The organism is Micromonospora foliorum (genome assembly GCF_022229015.1).
In the GTDB taxonomy this organism is placed as follows: Bacteria; Actinomycetota; Actinomycetes; order Mycobacteriales; family Micromonosporaceae; genus Micromonospora; species Micromonospora foliorum.
Map to the genome: position 1 here is coordinate 12,459 of NZ_JAKKFF010000096.1, position 14,636 is coordinate 27,094.

The 14,636-nt window shown below is 71.4% G+C and carries 11 protein-coding genes and 1 pseudogene; 7 read left to right on the top strand and 5 right to left on the bottom strand.

Going from position 1 to position 14,636, the window contains the following annotated elements; all coding sequences use genetic code 11:
• Window positions 1-8 precede the first annotated feature (8 nt).
• The 3 genes from gmd to PSH25_RS09190 are packed head-to-tail and all read left to right on the top strand — an operon-like array spanning window position 9 to window position 3,360.
• Window positions 9-1,022, top strand: coding sequence for a GDP-mannose 4,6-dehydratase (gene gmd, locus PSH25_RS09180; protein ID WP_238658606.1), 1,014 nt, complete (start codon window positions 9-11; stop codon window positions 1,020-1,022).
• Window positions 1,019-2,239: a glycosyltransferase gene (locus PSH25_RS09185; protein WP_238658607.1), complete on the top strand. Its 1,221-nt coding sequence runs from the start codon at window positions 1,019-1,021 to the stop codon at window positions 2,237-2,239. The genes gmd and PSH25_RS09185 overlap by 4 nt, the downstream gene beginning before the upstream one ends.
• Window positions 2,236-3,360: a DegT/DnrJ/EryC1/StrS family aminotransferase gene (locus PSH25_RS09190; protein ID WP_238658608.1), complete on the top strand. Its 1,125-nt coding sequence runs from the start codon at window positions 2,236-2,238 to the stop codon at window positions 3,358-3,360. The genes PSH25_RS09185 and PSH25_RS09190 overlap by 4 nt, the downstream gene beginning before the upstream one ends.
• Window positions 3,361-3,406: 46 nt before the next feature.
• On the opposite strand, the gene PSH25_RS09195 is transcribed toward PSH25_RS09190, so the two are convergent.
• Window positions 3,407-4,702 carry an MATE family efflux transporter gene (locus PSH25_RS09195; RefSeq protein ID WP_238658609.1) on the bottom strand — a complete coding sequence of 432 codons (1,296 nt, stop codon included), beginning with the start codon at window positions 4,700-4,702 and terminating at the stop codon, window positions 3,407-3,409.
• Window positions 4,699-6,021: a hypothetical protein gene (locus PSH25_RS09200; protein WP_238658610.1), complete on the bottom strand. Its 1,323-nt coding sequence runs from the start codon at window positions 6,019-6,021 to the stop codon at window positions 4,699-4,701. Before PSH25_RS09200 ends, PSH25_RS09195 begins: the two co-directional genes overlap by 4 nt.
• A gap of 133 nt (window positions 6,022-6,154) precedes the next feature.
• On the opposite strand from PSH25_RS09200, the gene PSH25_RS09205 reads away from it, so the two are divergent.
• Complete coding sequence (locus tag PSH25_RS09205) at window positions 6,155-7,081, top strand: NAD(+)/NADH kinase (protein WP_238658611.1); 927 nt, start codon at window positions 6,155-6,157, stop codon at window positions 7,079-7,081.
• Window positions 7,082-7,302: 221 nt separating this feature from the next.
• Complete coding sequence (locus tag PSH25_RS09210) at window positions 7,303-9,120, top strand: polysaccharide biosynthesis protein (protein WP_372492752.1); 1,818 nt, start codon at window positions 7,303-7,305, stop codon at window positions 9,118-9,120.
• A gap of 68 nt (window positions 9,121-9,188) precedes the next feature.
• On the opposite strand, the gene pgm is transcribed toward PSH25_RS09210, so the two are convergent.
• The gene (gene pgm, locus PSH25_RS09215) at window positions 9,189-10,826 is read right to left on the bottom strand and encodes a phosphoglucomutase (alpha-D-glucose-1,6-bisphosphate-dependent) (protein WP_238658613.1); all 1,638 of its coding nucleotides are present in this window, start codon (window positions 10,824-10,826) and stop codon (window positions 9,189-9,191) included.
• Between the two features lie 31 nt (window positions 10,827-10,857).
• On the bottom strand, window positions 10,858-12,090 hold the full coding sequence (gene glgC / locus PSH25_RS09220) for a glucose-1-phosphate adenylyltransferase (protein ID WP_238658614.1): 1,233 nt from the start codon (window positions 12,088-12,090) through the stop codon (window positions 10,858-10,860).
• Window positions 12,091-12,162: 72 nt separating this feature from the next.
• On the opposite strand from glgC, the gene glgA reads away from it, so the two are divergent.
• On the top strand, window positions 12,163-13,368 hold the full coding sequence (gene glgA / locus PSH25_RS09225) for a glycogen synthase (RefSeq protein ID WP_238658615.1): 1,206 nt from the start codon (window positions 12,163-12,165) through the stop codon (window positions 13,366-13,368).
• Window positions 13,369-13,380: 12 nt separating this feature from the next.
• Here glgA and PSH25_RS09230 read toward each other — a convergent pair whose 3' ends face one another.
• On the bottom strand, window positions 13,381-14,325 hold the full coding sequence (locus PSH25_RS09230; protein ID WP_238658616.1) for an inositol-3-phosphate synthase: 945 nt from the start codon (window positions 14,323-14,325) through the stop codon (window positions 13,381-13,383).
• Between the two features lie 93 nt (window positions 14,326-14,418).
• Here PSH25_RS09230 and PSH25_RS09235 point away from each other — a divergent pair.
• Window positions 14,419-14,636: pseudogene (locus PSH25_RS09235) on the top strand (HNH endonuclease signature motif containing protein); the annotation flags it as partial.

Sequence of the window (14,636 nt, forward strand, 5' to 3'; positions counted from 1 at the left end):
GGGACTTCATGTCACGAGTGGCACTCATATCCGGCATCACCGGTCAGGACGGCAGTTACCTGTCGGAGTTCCTGCTCGACAAGGGATACACGGTGCACGGCATCAAACGGCGGTCGTCCTCTTTCAACACCGAGCGGATCGACCACGTCGACGTCCACCCGCGCAGCGGCGACGCCCGCCTCTTCCTCCACTACAGCGACCTCTCCGACCCGGCCTCGCTGACCGCCCTGATCCGGGACATCCGCCCCCACGAGATCTACAACCTGGGCGCGCAGAGTCACGTCCGGGTGTCCTTCGACATTCCCGGGTACACGGCGGACGTCACCGGGCTCGGGGCGCTGCGCATGATGGAGGCGGCCCGGTCCGCCGACGTCGGCTGCCGGTTCTACCAGGCGTCCTCGTCGGAGATGTTCGGCTCGACCCCGCCACCGCAGCGTGAGGAGACCCCGTTCCACCCGCGCAGCCCGTACGCCTGCGCCAAGGTGTACGCCTACTGGTCGGCGGTGAACTACCGCGAGTCCTGGAACATGTTCTGCGCCAACGGCATCCTGTTCAACCACGAGAGCCCGCGCCGGGGCGAGAACTTCGTGACCCGCAAGATCACCCGTGCGGTGGCGAGGATCGAGGCTGGCATTCAGGACAAGCTCTACCTGGGCAACCTGGACGCCGTCCGGGACTGGGGCTACGCACCGGAGTACGTCGAGGCGATGTGGCTCGCCCTGCAGCAGGACACCCCGGACGACTACGTGGTCGCCACCGGCGAGGGCCACACCGTGCGCGAGTTCGTCGAGGCCGCGTTCGACCGGGTCGGGTTGGACTGGCAGCGGTACGTGGAACTGGACCCCGCCTACTTCCGGCCGGCGGAGGTCGACGCCCTCATCGGCGACTACTCGAAGGCCCGACGCACCCTGGGGTGGGCGCCGAAGACGCTCTTCAGCGACCTGGTCCGGGTCATGGTCGACGCCGACCGGCAGCTTCTCGAGGACGAGCGGATGGGGCGACTGATCCGGGTGGACCGGTGAGGCTCGCGGTCGACGCCGCACCCATCCGTCCCGGTCACGCCGCGGGCCTCGAAGCCTTCACCTACGGTCTGTTGACCGGCATGGCCGCCGACGACTCCTGCGACCTGCGGGTGAACGTCCTGCGGGGCACGCTGGCCCAGTGGCGGGAGCAGGTGCCGGACGCGCGGATCGCCTGGACCGAGGTGGCGCAACCGCTCCGCTCCGACAACCCCACCGGCCAACTGCTGCGCCGGTGGACGCCGAGGGTGATGCGTAACTCCCGCACGGTGCGCACGGCCGTCAACGCGGTCCGGCAACGGTCCGTCGTGCGGCACGCCGACACCGACGTCACCCTCTTCCCGGTGCACAGCGCCCCGATCGGGTCGGGCACCTCGGTCGTCGTCCTGCACGACACCCGCCACCTGGGGGCCGAGTTCCACGCTGCCGGCTTCGCGGCGGTGATCCGGGAGAACGTGGGCCGCGCGGCGGCGATCGTGGTCACCTGGCCCCATCCGTACCGGGAGACGCTGCGCCTCTTCCCGGAGGCCGCGGAGCGGACCGTGCTCATCCCGACCCCGGCGTTCCAACCCGCACCGGAACGCGCGTCCGCGCGACCCGAGCCGGGGCTGCTGGTCTACCCGTCGTCCACTGCGGAGCACAAGAACCATGCCACCCTGCTGGAGGCGATGGCGCTGCTGCCCGACTGCCGCCTGGTCTGCCCGGGGCCGCTGGTCGAGCCCGAGGCGAGTCGACTGCTCGCCCGTGCCGCACAACCCGACCTGCGCGGCCGGGTCTCCTTCCCCGGCTTCGTCAGCCTGGACGAGCTGAACGCCCTCTACGCCCGAGCGGACGCGGTGGTCGTACCCTCGCTCTGGGAGGCGGCCAGCGGCGCGATGCTGGAGGCTTTCACCTGGGGTCTCCCGGTCGCCTGCGCCGACGTCGAGCCGCTGCGCGACCAGCTGGAGTTCAATCGCGCCGAGGCGGCGGTCTTCCGGGCGCGGGACCCGCGGTCCCTCGCCGACGCAGTGCGGCACCTGCTCGACGAGCGGGAGCGCTACGCCGCCGCGTCCCGGCGGGCGAACGACCGACTGGCCGGTCGCACCTGGGCGGCCACCGGCCGCGACTACCTGGACGTCCTGGGCTGGGCGGCGCGGGGCGGATCGGGTCCGGTGCCACGGTCCCCGTTCGTCGCGCAGGCCGCGAACGACGCCGTCGCCGGCGGAGGGGATGGATCATGAGCATCGCGGACGACACCTATCCGGTGGCCCGACCGAGCCTCTCCACGTTGGAGGAGCGGTACGTGGTCGACGCGCTGAGGAGCGGGTGGATCTCGTCGCAGGGCCCGTACCTGCGGGACTTCGAGGAGCGTTTCGCCCGTCGCTGCGCCGCCGACACCGCCCTGACGACCAGCAACGGCACGGTCGCGCTGCACCTGGTCCTCGCGGCGGCGGGCATCGGGCCGGGGGACGAGGTGATCGTCCCCGCGCTGACCTACGTGGCGACGGCCAACGCCGTCGCGTACTGCGGCGCGCGTGCCGTCTGCGTGGACGTCCTGCCGGAGAGCTGGTGTGTCGACCCCGCAGCGGTACGCGCCGCGATCGGCCCGCGTACCCGGGCGGTCATCGCCGTCGACCTGTACGGGCACCCGGCCGACTACACCGCCCTGCGCCACCTCTGCGACCGGCACGGCCTGCTCCTGGTCGCCGACGCGGCGGAGTCGTTCGGCGCCACCCTCGACGGGCGACCCACCGGCTCGCTCGCCGACGTCACGACCTTCTCGTTCTTCGGTAACAAGGTGCTCACCTCCGGCGAGGGTGGCTGCGTGACCACCTCCGACGCGGCCCTGGCCGATCGGATGCGCCTGCTGCGCAACCAGGGCATGGATCCGCAGCGGCGGTACTACTTCCCGGTGCTGGGCTACAACTACCGGATGACGAACCTGTGCGCCGCGGTGCTCTGCGCCCAACTGGAGCGGGCGGACGAGATCATCGCCCTCCGGGACCGGGTGATCGCCGGTTACGAGGAGCAGTTGGCCGACGAGCCGGCGTTGTCGGCGCAGCCGGTGGCCGCCGGAGTTCGCCGCGCGCCCTGGATGGCGGCCTTCCTCGTCGGGGCCGAGGGGAACACGACGTCTCGGGACGCGCTGGCCGTCGCGCTCGCCCGGCTCGGCGTGGAGACCCGCCCGTTCTTCGTGCCGATCCCGGACCTGCCCGCGCATCGTGACCCGGGCGCGGACTGTCCGGTGACCGAGGACCTGAGTCGCCGCGGCATCAACCTGCCCACGTACGCCGATCTGGCCGAACCGGCGGTCAAGGCCGTGGTGGAACGCGTCCGCGCCGCCCTCACGACCATCGCCTGACCCACCGGCGGACCCGCGTCGACCCCGTCCGGCCCGGGTCCGCCGGTCAGACCGGTTGGGCCGGTTGGACGGCCGGTGGGCGGTCCGCCGCGGGGCCCCGCAGCAGCAGGAGATAGCTGCCGCCCCAGGCGACCGCGCTGACCAGGGCCAGGACGACAAGCGCGCCGGCCGCTCCGGGCGCGCCGAACAGGACCGCCCCGGCGACGACCGCCGGCACGCGGAGCCCGCCGAGCAGGATGCCGAGCACGATCGCCCGCCGGCTCGCCCGCTCGATCCGCAGCCCGGCGAAGCCGATCGTGGCCGGCACGGCGAGCAGGCTCTCCAACGCGAGCAGCACCAGCAGGCTTCGGGCGACGGTCCAGTTGGCGCCGAGCAGTTCCTTTCCGACCGCGTCCGGCAACAGGGCGACCGCGATGGTCAACGGCAGGACGGCGGCGGCCACGAGCAGTGCGAGCCGGACAGCCGCCCGCGTCCGCACCGCTCGGGACTCGGCCCGGGAACGGGCCAACTGCGGCAGGATCAGCGTGGCCGCGGTCGACAGCACCAGGTTGACCGGCCCCAGCAGCGTGCGCCCGGCGCTCAATGCGCCGACCACCGCCGTGCCGGCGACCAACGCCACCGCGGTCAGCGCCAACTGCGCCGACCCGGTGGTCAGCAGGAACTGCGCACCGAACCCCGCCGCGACGCGGGTCTCGGCTCGCCCGACCCGCCAGCCGGGCACCAGCGCGTACCGGCGCCGGGCCGCGACGACCACCCCGATCAGGCCGCCACCGACGGCCCACAGGGCGAAGACGTACGGCGGTTCGATCACCCGGAGCAGCCCGGCCAGCGCGGCACACCCGGTGAGCGCCGCCCAGGCGATCTCCTGGGCCATCGCCGCCGAGGGAGCGCCGATGCCGACGGCGACCGCCTTGGTGTAGTCGTAGAGGACCAACCCGGGCAGGGCGAGGCCCGCGAACAGCAGGTAGCGCGAGTCGTACGCCGCGCCGGCCGCGCCGACCAGGGCGCCGCCGACGAGGCCGAGCAGGATCGCCCGCCGGGCGGCCGACGCGACACCGCCCCCGGTGGCCAGCACGGTGTCCGTCACGGTGCTCCGCACCAACCCGGAGCCGACGATGTAGAACGAGAAGGCCAGGGCGAACTGGCCCAGCCCGCCGACCGACTCCAGCCGGGTCACGGTGATCGCCAACAGCAGGTTGCCGCCGCTGGAGAGCCCGCCGACGACCAGGGCGAGCAGAGCCCGGCGACCGGTCCGGGGCCCGTCCGGGACGCCGCCCCGCCCGACCGCGTGCCGGCCCATTGCGTGCCGACCGACCGTGTGCCGGCCCGCCCGTACGGTCACCGGGCCCCGCCCGGGGCGGTGGGCAACCGGCCGGTGGCCGGGTTCTTCCGGGCCCCGTGCAGGGGGCGGCGGCTGAGCCCCAGCAGGACGAAGACCGGCATCGCCGCGACCACGTGCTGCAGAAAGCTGATGGTGGAGTCGGGATAGGTGTTGGACCAGAGCAGCGGGTCGTAGAGCACCAGGCAGAAGAGGCTCAGCCGGATCGGGCCGGGCGGACCCCGCCAGCGCAGCAGCACCGCCGCCACCGCGGCCCAGAAGGCGTGCACGGCGACCACGCCGGTCGGGCCGTCGAAGAACCAGATGTTGCCCAGCAGAAGGAAGGTGTAGGCCGACGTCGGGCCGCCGCCGATGTACATGTTGATCTGCTGCCCGGTGGAGAGCACCGGCCGGTCCGGATCCAGGACCCGGGGCACCAGCCCGTACCGCAGGTAGTCGGTGACCCCGGGTTGACCCAGGTCAACCGGGACGTCGAAGCCCGCCACCATGCTGAGCTGGTTGTCCAGCCGCAGTCGGTCCCTGGCGGTGACCTTGGTATCCACCGCGACGCCGCGATCCTCCCGGATGGCGTTGCGGTGCTCGAACACGGCCGGCCAGGCGAGGAAGAGCACCACCGCGCAGAACGCCAGGTAACGCAGTCGGAAGACGCCGCAGAGCGCTCCGGTGGCAGCCATGAAGAACACAAGCGCGACCAGTGGGGCGGTGACGGCCGTCAGCATGGCGACGTACAGCTCCGCGCCGACCAGGACGGCCAGCCAGCCGTACAGCTTCGCCCGCGACAACCGGCCGCCCAGATGGCTGGCCACCAGCAGCGCGAAGCCCAGGGCCGTCCAGCCCGAGAAGAGCGTGCTCACCATCGCGAGCGGCCCGTCGGACAGGTCACCGGAGACCTGGTTGACGATGGTTCCCCGACCGAGGTGGGCCCCCAGCACGTTCGCGGCCACGCTGGTCAGCGTGACCACGACGGCGACCGGGTAGAGCCACGGATACCGGGCGTGGGCGCGTCGGAAGCCCTCCCGCCACCGCGGGTCGGGACGTCCGAACAGCCGGACGATCGTCTCCACGGCGACGCTGCCCAGCAACGCGAGCCCGACCACGGAGACGATGAAGCCGGTCTCCGGATTCCGGTAGACGACCGCCATCGGCAGGATGAGCAGCGCGTACGGAGCGAGCACGACGACGGTCACCGGGTAGCAGCGGAGCACCCGACCGACGAGATCCCGGTGGGCGCCCGACGCCCTGTCCCCGGTCGGCGGGTCCAACCGCGCCTCGGTTCCACCGGTCGCCCCGCCGGGGTCGAGGGCAGCCCCGGGCCAGGTCATCGCGCGGGCCCCCTTCGGGATTGGTTGGTCGCTCCTGACCCAACGAACCAACCGACCGGGCGAAACGCCCTTGCGTACGCGGTGGTTGCGCGTAGGCCCGTGCCGGCCGCCCAAACTGTGATGAGCTGGGAACATGGATCGGTTCCGGCTCGGGCTGGTGCTCCATCCCACCCGGGACGTGTCCCCGGTGGTGGGCACGATCGTGGCCTGGGCCGCCCAACACCACGCCGCCCTGGCGGTTCGCGAACAGGACCGGCACCGGGTGCCCGAGGCGGTCCGGGGGGTGCCGGAGGAGGAGCTGGCCTCCGGGTCGGACATGCTGATCGCCATCGGCGGCGACGGCACGATGCTGGGCGCGCTGCGGATGGCCGTCCGCGACCCGAAGCCGGTGCTCGGCGTGCACCTGGGCAAGCTGGGTTTCCTCGTGGAGGTCGAACCGCCGGAGCTGCCGGCGGCGCTGGCCCGACTGCTGACCGGGGAGTACACGGTCGAGGCACACAGCTGCCTGGCCTGCACGGTGTGCGGCGACGACGTCGTCGCGTTCAACGACATCGCGCTGGTCCGCCATCCGGGGCAGGGCTTCGTCAGCGCCACCCTGAGCGTGGACGGGCAACAGTACGGCTACTACCGCTGCGACGCGGTGGTCGTGTGCACCCCGACCGGGTCGACCGCCTACAGCTACGCCGCCGGAGGCCCGCTGATCTCGCCGGCCACGCAGGCCGTGGTGGTGACGCCGAGCGCCCCGATGGCCGGCATCTCCCGGTCGGTGGTGCTCGCGCCGGAGGAGACGGTGCGGCTGGACCTGCGACCCGGGTCCGGGCCGGTCTCGGTGGAGGTGGACGGGCGGGTGATCCGCAACCGGTCGACAACGGGCGCGGTGGAGGTGCACTACCGCCCCGACGCCGGCCTGGTGGTCCGCCTCGATCCGCGCCGCCACCAGGAACGCAATCAGCTCAAGCTGGGTCTGCTGGATCTGCCCCTGTTGCCGGAGCAGCTTCGCGAGCTGCTTCCCGAGAGCCTGCGTCGCCAACTCGGCCGCCGCGAGGAGCCTCGCCGGTAACGGCACTCCTCGGGTTTCCCGACACTAAATCAGACAACCGGTCATAGAAATGTGAAAACCGGATTCTGAGGCGCATATTCCGCTAAGCAGTTAGGGGACGTGCGTGGCCCCCTGACCTGCCCTGGGTCACCCCCGGCCACGGACAGGACAGGGAGTCGTAGATGCCCCCGGAGATACAATTGGTTGCGCCAACGACATCAACAGCCACCGGCCGGGCCAGGGTGAGTCGTCGTCGGACCGCCATCTTCCTCGCCGCCGACGCCCTCGGCTGGGTCGGCGGGTTCACCGTCGCGGGCTGGGCGAGGTACGAGCTGGCTCTCACCGTCGACCAGGCGGTCAACGCGGTACTGCTCGGCGGCGGGGCCGCCGTGCTGCACGTCGGCGTCAGCGCACTGCGGCGCATTCGTTCCGGTCGCCAACCCCTCGGCACCGTCGAGGAGGTTCGGGGCCTCGCCGGCACCACCTCCACCACGGCGGCGATCGTCCTCGTCGCCCTGCTCGCGCTGGGCGAACGCCCGGTGCCGGCCAGCACCCCCGTGATCGGCGCAGCGCTGGCGCTGCTGCTGATGCTCAGCTGCCGTCTGCTGCACCGCCACCGGCGGGACCGCGCGATGCGACCGGACGCCCGCTCGGCGACGCCGGTGCTGCTCTTCGGTCTCGGCGAGGCCGGGCAGGGGCTGGTACGCGCGATGCTCAGCGACCCGAAGGGCCGCTACCTGCCCGTCGGCGCGCTCGACGACGACCCGGGCAAACACGACCTGCGCATCGCCGGCGTTCCGGTGCTGGGCGGCCGGCAGCACCTCGTCGACGTGATCCGCCGTACCGGCGCCACCACCGTGATCTTCGCGGTGGCCAACGCCGACGCCACGCTGATCCGCGAGGTGCGCGAGGCGACCCTGCGCACCGGCGCGGCGTTCAAGGTCCTGCCACCGGTCCGGGAGCTGGTGGACCACCGGATCACGGTCAGCGACGTGCGGGACGTCCAGATCAGTGACCTGCTCGGCCGACGCCAGGTGGTCGGCGACCTGACCCTGGACGACAACGGGCTCACCGGTCGACGCATTCTGGTCACCGGTGCCGGGGGCTCGATCGGCTCGGAGCTGTGCCGGCAGATCATGCGCGCCAACCCCGGCGAGCTGATGATGCTGGACCGCGACGAGTCGGCCCTGCACAGCCTCCAGATGTCGCTCACCGGGCGCGCGCTGCTGGACGGTCCCGAACTCATCCTCGCCGACCTGCGCGACGACGAGGGCGTCCGACGCATCATGCGGGAACGTCGCCCCGAGATCGTCTTCCACGCCGCCGCGCTGAAGCACCTGACCCTGCTGGAACGCCACCCGGGCGAGGCGGTCAAGACCAACGTCTGGGGGACGCTCACCGTTCTGGAAGCGTGCCGGGACGTCGCCCGGTTCGTCAACATCTCGACCGACAAGGCCGCCGACCCGATCAGCGTGCTCGGCTACTCCAAGCGCATCACCGAGATGTTGACCGCGCACGCGGCGGCGACCTACCCGGGCACCTTCCTGAGCGTCCGGTTCGGCAACGTCCTGAGCAGCCGAGGCTCGGTGGTGACCGCCTTCCAACGGCAGATCGAGGCGAGGCAGCCGCTGACCGTCACCGACCCCGACGTGACCCGGTACCTGATGACGGTGCAGGAGGCGGTGCACCTGGTCCTCCAGGCGGCCGCCATCGGCCGGGACGGGGAGGCCCTGGTGCTCGACATGGGTGAGCCGGTCCGGATCGACGACCTCGCCCGCCGCATGGTCGAGCAGGCGGCCAGCCCGGTCCCGATCGTCTACACCGGGCTACGCCCCGGGGAGAAGCTGCACGAGGACCTGCTCGGTCAGGGCGAGGCCGACCACCGACCGCTGCACCCGCTGATCTCGCACGTGACCGTTCCGGCCCTGGACCCCCTTGAGGTCAGTGGACTGGATCCGTTCGCCGAACCGGCCAAGGTCATCGATCAGCTCGCCCGGCTCTGCGGCATCCTGCACGGCCCGCTCCCCCAACGGCGCGGGGGCATACCGCTGGCCCGCTGACCTCGCTGAAACGGGGCCGACGCTGGAAGGCGTCGGCCCCGCTGCGTGTCGAGAGGACACCCGACCGCTCAGCCGAGAACCTGCGTGACGAGGTCCTGCGCCTCCTGCTGGAGACGGCGGAGGTGGTCCGGGCCCTGGAACGACTCGGCGTAGATCTTGTAGACGTCCTCGGTGCCGGACGGGCGGGCGGCGAACCAGCCGGACTCGGTGGTGACCTTGAGGCCGCCGATCGGTGCGCCGTTGCCGGGGGCGGTGGTCAGCGTCGCGGTGATCGGCTCACCGGCGAGTTCGGTGGCGGTGACCTGCTCCGGGGAGAGCTTGCCGAGGACCGCCTTCTGCTCCCGGGTGGCCGGGGCGTCGATCCGGGCGTACGCGGGCGCACCGAAACGCTCGGCCAACTCCGCCCAGTGCTCGCTCGGGCTGCGCCCGGTGGTGGCCTGGATCTCGGCGGCGAGCAGACAGAGCAGCAGGCCGTCCTTGTCGGTGGTCCAGGTCGAGCCGTCGCGACGCAGGAACGACGCCCCGGCGCTCTCCTCGCCGCCGAAGCCGACCGCGCCGTCCAGCAGGCCGGGCACGAACCACTTGAAGCCGACCGGCACCTCCAGCAGCGGCCGACCCAGGTCGGCGGCGACCCGGTCGATCATCGACGAGGAGACCAGGGTCTTGCCCACCGCGGCGTTCGGCCCCCACTCGGTGCGGGTGCGGAACAGGTGCCGGATCGCCACCGCCAGGTAGTGGTTCGGGTTCATCAGCCCGGCGTCCGGGGTGACGATGCCGTGCCGGTCGGCGTCGGCGTCGTTGCCGGTGGAGATCTGGTAGTCGGCCCGTGCGGCGATCAGCGACGCCATCGCGTTCGGCGAGGAGCAGTCCATCCGGATCTTGCCGTCGCCGTCCAGGGTCATGAACCGCCAGGTCGGGTCGACCGTCGGGTTGACCACGGTCAGGTCCAGACGGTGACGCTCGGCGATCTCACCCCAGTACGCCACGCTCGCCCCGCCCAGCGGGTCCGCGCCGATCCGGATCCCCGCGTCGCGGATCGCGTCGATGTCGATCGCCGCCGGCAGGTCGTCGACGTAGGTGGCGAGGAAGTCGTACTCCCCGGTGGTGTCGGCGGCCCGCGCCCGCGCGTAGGTGATCCGGCGGACCTCCTTGAGCCCGGCGGCGAGGATGGTGTTGGCCCGGTCCTGGATCCACCGGGTCACGTCGGTGTCGGCCGGCCCGCCGTTGGTGGGGTTGTACTTGAAACCACCGTCGTCGGGCGGGTTGTGCGACGGGGTGATCACGATGCCGTCGGCGAGCCCGCTGGTGCGCCCCCGGTTGTGCGTGAGGATCGCGTGCGACAGCGCCGGGGTCGGGGTGTAGCCGTCGCGGCTGTCCACCAGCACGGTGACCCCGTTGGCGGCGAGCACCTCCAGGGCGTCCACCGCGGCCGGCGCGGAGAGCGCGTGGGTGTCCCGGGCGAGGAAGAGTGGCCCGTCCAGCCCCTGCTCGCGTCGGTAGTCGCAGAGCGCCTGGGTGACCGCCAGGATGTGGTCGGAGTTGAACGCGTTGCGCAGGCTGGAGCCGCGGTGGCCGGAGGTGCCGAACGACACCTGCTGCGCCGGGTCCGCGGGATCCGGATGCTCGGCGTAGTAGGCGGTCACCAGGCGCGGCACGTCGACCAGGTCGGCGGGCTCGGCGGGCTGGCCGGCACGGGGGTGGGTCACTGCGGGAACCTCCTCGGGGAGTACGCGTCGGTCACGGCTCGACCTTCTGGCCCTTGCCGATCACCACGATGCCGTTGTCGGAGACGGTGTAGCGCTGCCGGTCCTTCTCTAGGTCGACGCCGATCTCGGCGCCCTCCGGGACGAACACGTTCTTGTCCAGGATGGCCCGCCGGACCACCGCGTGCCGGCCGATCTCCACACCCTCCATCAGCACCGAGCCCTCGACGTGCGCCCAGGAGTGCACCCGCACCTTCGGCGACACGATCGAGTTCTCCACCAGCGAACCGGAGATCACCACACCCGGTGAGACCATCGAGCCGACCGCCCGGCCGACCCGCTCACCCCACTGGTGGACGAACTTCGCCGGCGGCCACGGCGGCTGCTCGGTGTAGATCGGCCAGTCGAAGTTGTACATGTTGAAGACGGGGTGCACGTTGATCAGATCCATGTGCGCGTCGTAGAACGAGTCGAGCGTTCCCACGTCCCGCCAGTAGCCGCGATCGCGGTCGGTGCTGCCCGGCACCTCGTTGTCGCGGAAGTCGTAGACGTTCGCCTCGCCGCGCTCGACGAGCATCGGGATGATGCTGCCGCCCATGTCGTGCTTGCTGGTCTTGTCTTCGGCGTCGCGCTCGACCGCCTCGCAGAGCGCCCGGGTGGTGAAGACGTAGTTGCCCATCGAGGCGTAGATCTCGTCCGGTGCGTCCGGCAGGCCGACCGCGTCGGTGGGCTTCTCGCGGAACGCCCGGATCCGTTTGCCGTCGTCGCCGACCTCGATGACGCCGAACTGGTCGGCCATCGACAGCGGCTGGCGGATGCCGGCGACGGTCACCGCCGCGCCGGAGGCAATGTGGTCCTCCACCATCTGCCGGGGGTCCATCCGGTAGATGTGGTCGGCGCCGAAGACGATCACGTAGTCGGGCTGCTCGTCGTTGATCAGGTTGAAGCTCTGGTAGATGGCGTCGGCCGAGCCGGCGAACCACCACGGGCCGCGACGCTGTTGCGCGGGCACCGGGGTCACGTAGTTGCCGAGCAGCGTGGACATCCGCCAGGTCTTGGTGATGTGCCGGTCGAGGGAGTGGGACTTGTACTGGGTCAGCACGACGATCTTGAGATAGCCGGCGTTGGCCAGGTTGGAGAGGACGAAGTCGACCATGCGGTACATCCCGCCGAACGGGACGGCCGGCTTGGCCCGATCCGTGGTGAGTGGCATCAGGCGCTTGCCCTCCCCACCCGCCAGGACGATCGCGAGCACCTTGGCAGCCATGCCCCGACGCTATCCACCCGCGTCGCACTTCACCACTCGTACGGGGAGTCTTCTGCACTAGGGTGCGAGGTCATGACGGAACGCACCCCTCTGCGCGTTGACCTTCTCACCCGCGAGTACCCACCGGAGGTCTACGGCGGCGCGGGTGTGCACGTCGAGTACCTGGCTCGGGAGTTGCGCCGCCTCACCGACGTACGGGTGCACTGTTTCGGCCTGCCGCGCACCGAGCCGGGCGTCACCGCGTACGCCGAACCACCCGGCCTGACCGGCGCGAACGCCGCGCTGCGCACAATGGGCGTGGACTTGGAGATGGCCGCCGGCGCGGCCGGGACCGACGTGGTGCACAGCCACACCTGGTACGCGAACCTGGCCGGCCACACCGCGAAGCTGCTGCACGGGGTGCCGCACGTGGTGACCGCGCACAGCCTGGAGCCGCTGCGGCCGTGGAAGGCCGAGCAGCTCGGCGGCGGTTACGCGCTCTCCTCCTGGATCGAGCGCACCGCGATGGAGGCCGCCGACGCGGTGATCGCGGTCAGCGGCGGGATGCGCAACGACGTGCTCACCGCGTACCCGCAGATCGACCCCGACCGGGTCCGGGTGGTCTACAACGGCATCGACACCGTCCAGTACGCCCCGGATCAGGGCACCGACGTGCTCGACCGGCTGGGCGTCGACCCGTCCCGTCCCAGCGTGGTCTACGTGGGCAGGATCACCCGGCAGAAGGGGCTGCCGTACCTGCTGCGGGCCGCCCGGGAGCTGCCGGCGGACACCCAGCTCGTCCTGCTCGCCGGCGCGCCGGACACCGCCGAGATCGCCGCCGAGGTGGAGGAGCTGGTCGCCGAGCTGCGGGCCAACCGCTCCGGCGTGGTCTGGGTGGCCGAGATGCTGCCCAAGCCCGAGGTGATCCAGGTGCTCACGCACGCCACCGTCTTCGTCTGCCCGTCGGTCTACGAGCCGATGGGCATCGTCAACCTGGAGGCGATGGCCTGCGAGACGGCAGTGGTGGCGACCGCGACCGGCGGCATCCCCGAGGTCGTGGCCGACGACGAGACCGGCCTGCTGGTGCCGATCGAGCAGGCCACCGACGGCTCGGGCACCCCCCTGGACCCGGACCGCTTCGTGGCCGACCTCGCGGCCGCGATCAACACCCTGCTCGCCGATCCGGCGCGCACCGAGCGGTTCGGCCTTGCCGGCCGGCGGCGCGCGGTGCAGCACTTCTCCTGGGACGCCATCGCCCGGCAGACCCTGGAGGTCTACCGCTCCGTCGGCGCGGCCTGAGGGAGACGGACTTCAGATCGCCGTTCCCGGCGGCGACTTGAGCAACGACGTCGCCTCGGCGCAATGACCACCACGCCCGTTCCGTAGCGCGCTGGCGGCGATGCGGATGAGGTCGATGTTGATCCCCGCAGCGCCACTCGGGTCATGCACCTTCAGCTTCACGTCGAGGCTCACCGAGGTCTCACCCCAACCCTGCGCCTCAAGGTTGAGGTGAGCCACCTTCTGCGACGCGAGATGCGGCATGTATCCGAGCGGGGCCACCTCGACGCGGTCAGCGCCCGACAGGGCGTTGAGCTTCGACTGCTTCTTGGTGTTGGGGTTCTCGACCAGGTTGCGGAAGTCCTCGGTGCCGCCCAGATTGACCTGGTAGGAGCTGACCAGAGTGAGGCCCCGCTCCTCCAACAGTCGCAGCAGCGCGTTGTGCAGCACCGAGGTGCCGAACTGGCTGGCCAGGTCGTCGCCGAGCAACGGCAGACCGGCAGCCTCGAAGCGGTCCAGCAACTGTGGATCGCGGGCGACCGGGTCGGCGGTGGTGTTGATGAAGGCGACGCCCGCCGTGTGGGCTGCCGCGGCGTACGCCCGGGCGATCTCCGGCCGGCCACTCGGTGCCGAGTAGAGCAGCACCTCCGCCCCTGCCAGCGCCGCCGCCACCCGCTGCACCTCGCTCGCGTCGACGAGGCCCTTCGTGACCGGCACACCCGCTTCGGGCAGGTCGCAGTTCAGCCGAGGAAAGTTGTTGGGCGCCAGGAAGATCGCCTCGGTCAGGTCCCGACCGACCTTCTCCTCGGAGGTGGCGAAGGCCGCCACGACGTCGATGTCGCCCACCCCGAGCCCGTCGATCATCGGTCTGCGAATTCCGACCAGGCTGCCGCTCTGGCGGTAGAGGGCAAGCCCCTGCACCAACGCGGACGTGTTGTTACCGACACCGACAACCGCGACCCTCACGCGTTCGATCATGGCCGGAGGCTACGTCACGTCCGCTGTGGTGATCCGCCTCGACCGGACCAGCCCACGGGGCCGAAAAGTGTCGTACACCTGTTCTAGTTTTCGGTGGTGATCGATGCGTTGGAGCAGGCCGAGGTTGCGGTAGCGGCCTGCTTCGACACGGCCGCCTGGGCTGCCACGGAACGCGATCTCGTGGCAGCTTTGGAGGCGACGCATCGCCTGGAGCAGCGCCTGGCGGCGGTCAAGTTGACCCTGGTACGGGAGCTGGATGGCCGAGGCACCGCGACGGCACAGGGCGCGTCCTCGACGGCGGTGTGGCTGCG

Excerpts from the sequence above, each read along its gene's own strand:
- gmd (WP_238658606.1), top strand. The coding sequence starts at position 9 with ATGTCACGAGTGGCACTCATATCCGGCATCACCGGTCAGGACGGCAGT.
- PSH25_RS09190 (WP_238658608.1), top strand. The coding sequence starts at position 2,236 with ATGAGCATCGCGGACGACACCTATCCGGTGGCCCGACCGAGCCTCTCC.
- PSH25_RS09200 (WP_238658610.1), bottom strand. The coding sequence starts at position 6,021 with ATGACCTGGCCCGGGGCTGCCCTCGACCCCGGCGGGGCGACCGGTGGA.
- PSH25_RS09205 (WP_238658611.1), top strand. The coding sequence starts at position 6,155 with ATGGATCGGTTCCGGCTCGGGCTGGTGCTCCATCCCACCCGGGACGTG.
- glgC (WP_238658614.1), bottom strand. The coding sequence starts at position 12,090 with ATGGCTGCCAAGGTGCTCGCGATCGTCCTGGCGGGTGGGGAGGGCAAG.
- glgA (WP_238658615.1), top strand. The coding sequence starts at position 12,163 with ATGACGGAACGCACCCCTCTGCGCGTTGACCTTCTCACCCGCGAGTAC.
- PSH25_RS09230 (WP_238658616.1), bottom strand. The coding sequence starts at position 14,325 with ATGATCGAACGCGTGAGGGTCGCGGTTGTCGGTGTCGGTAACAACACG.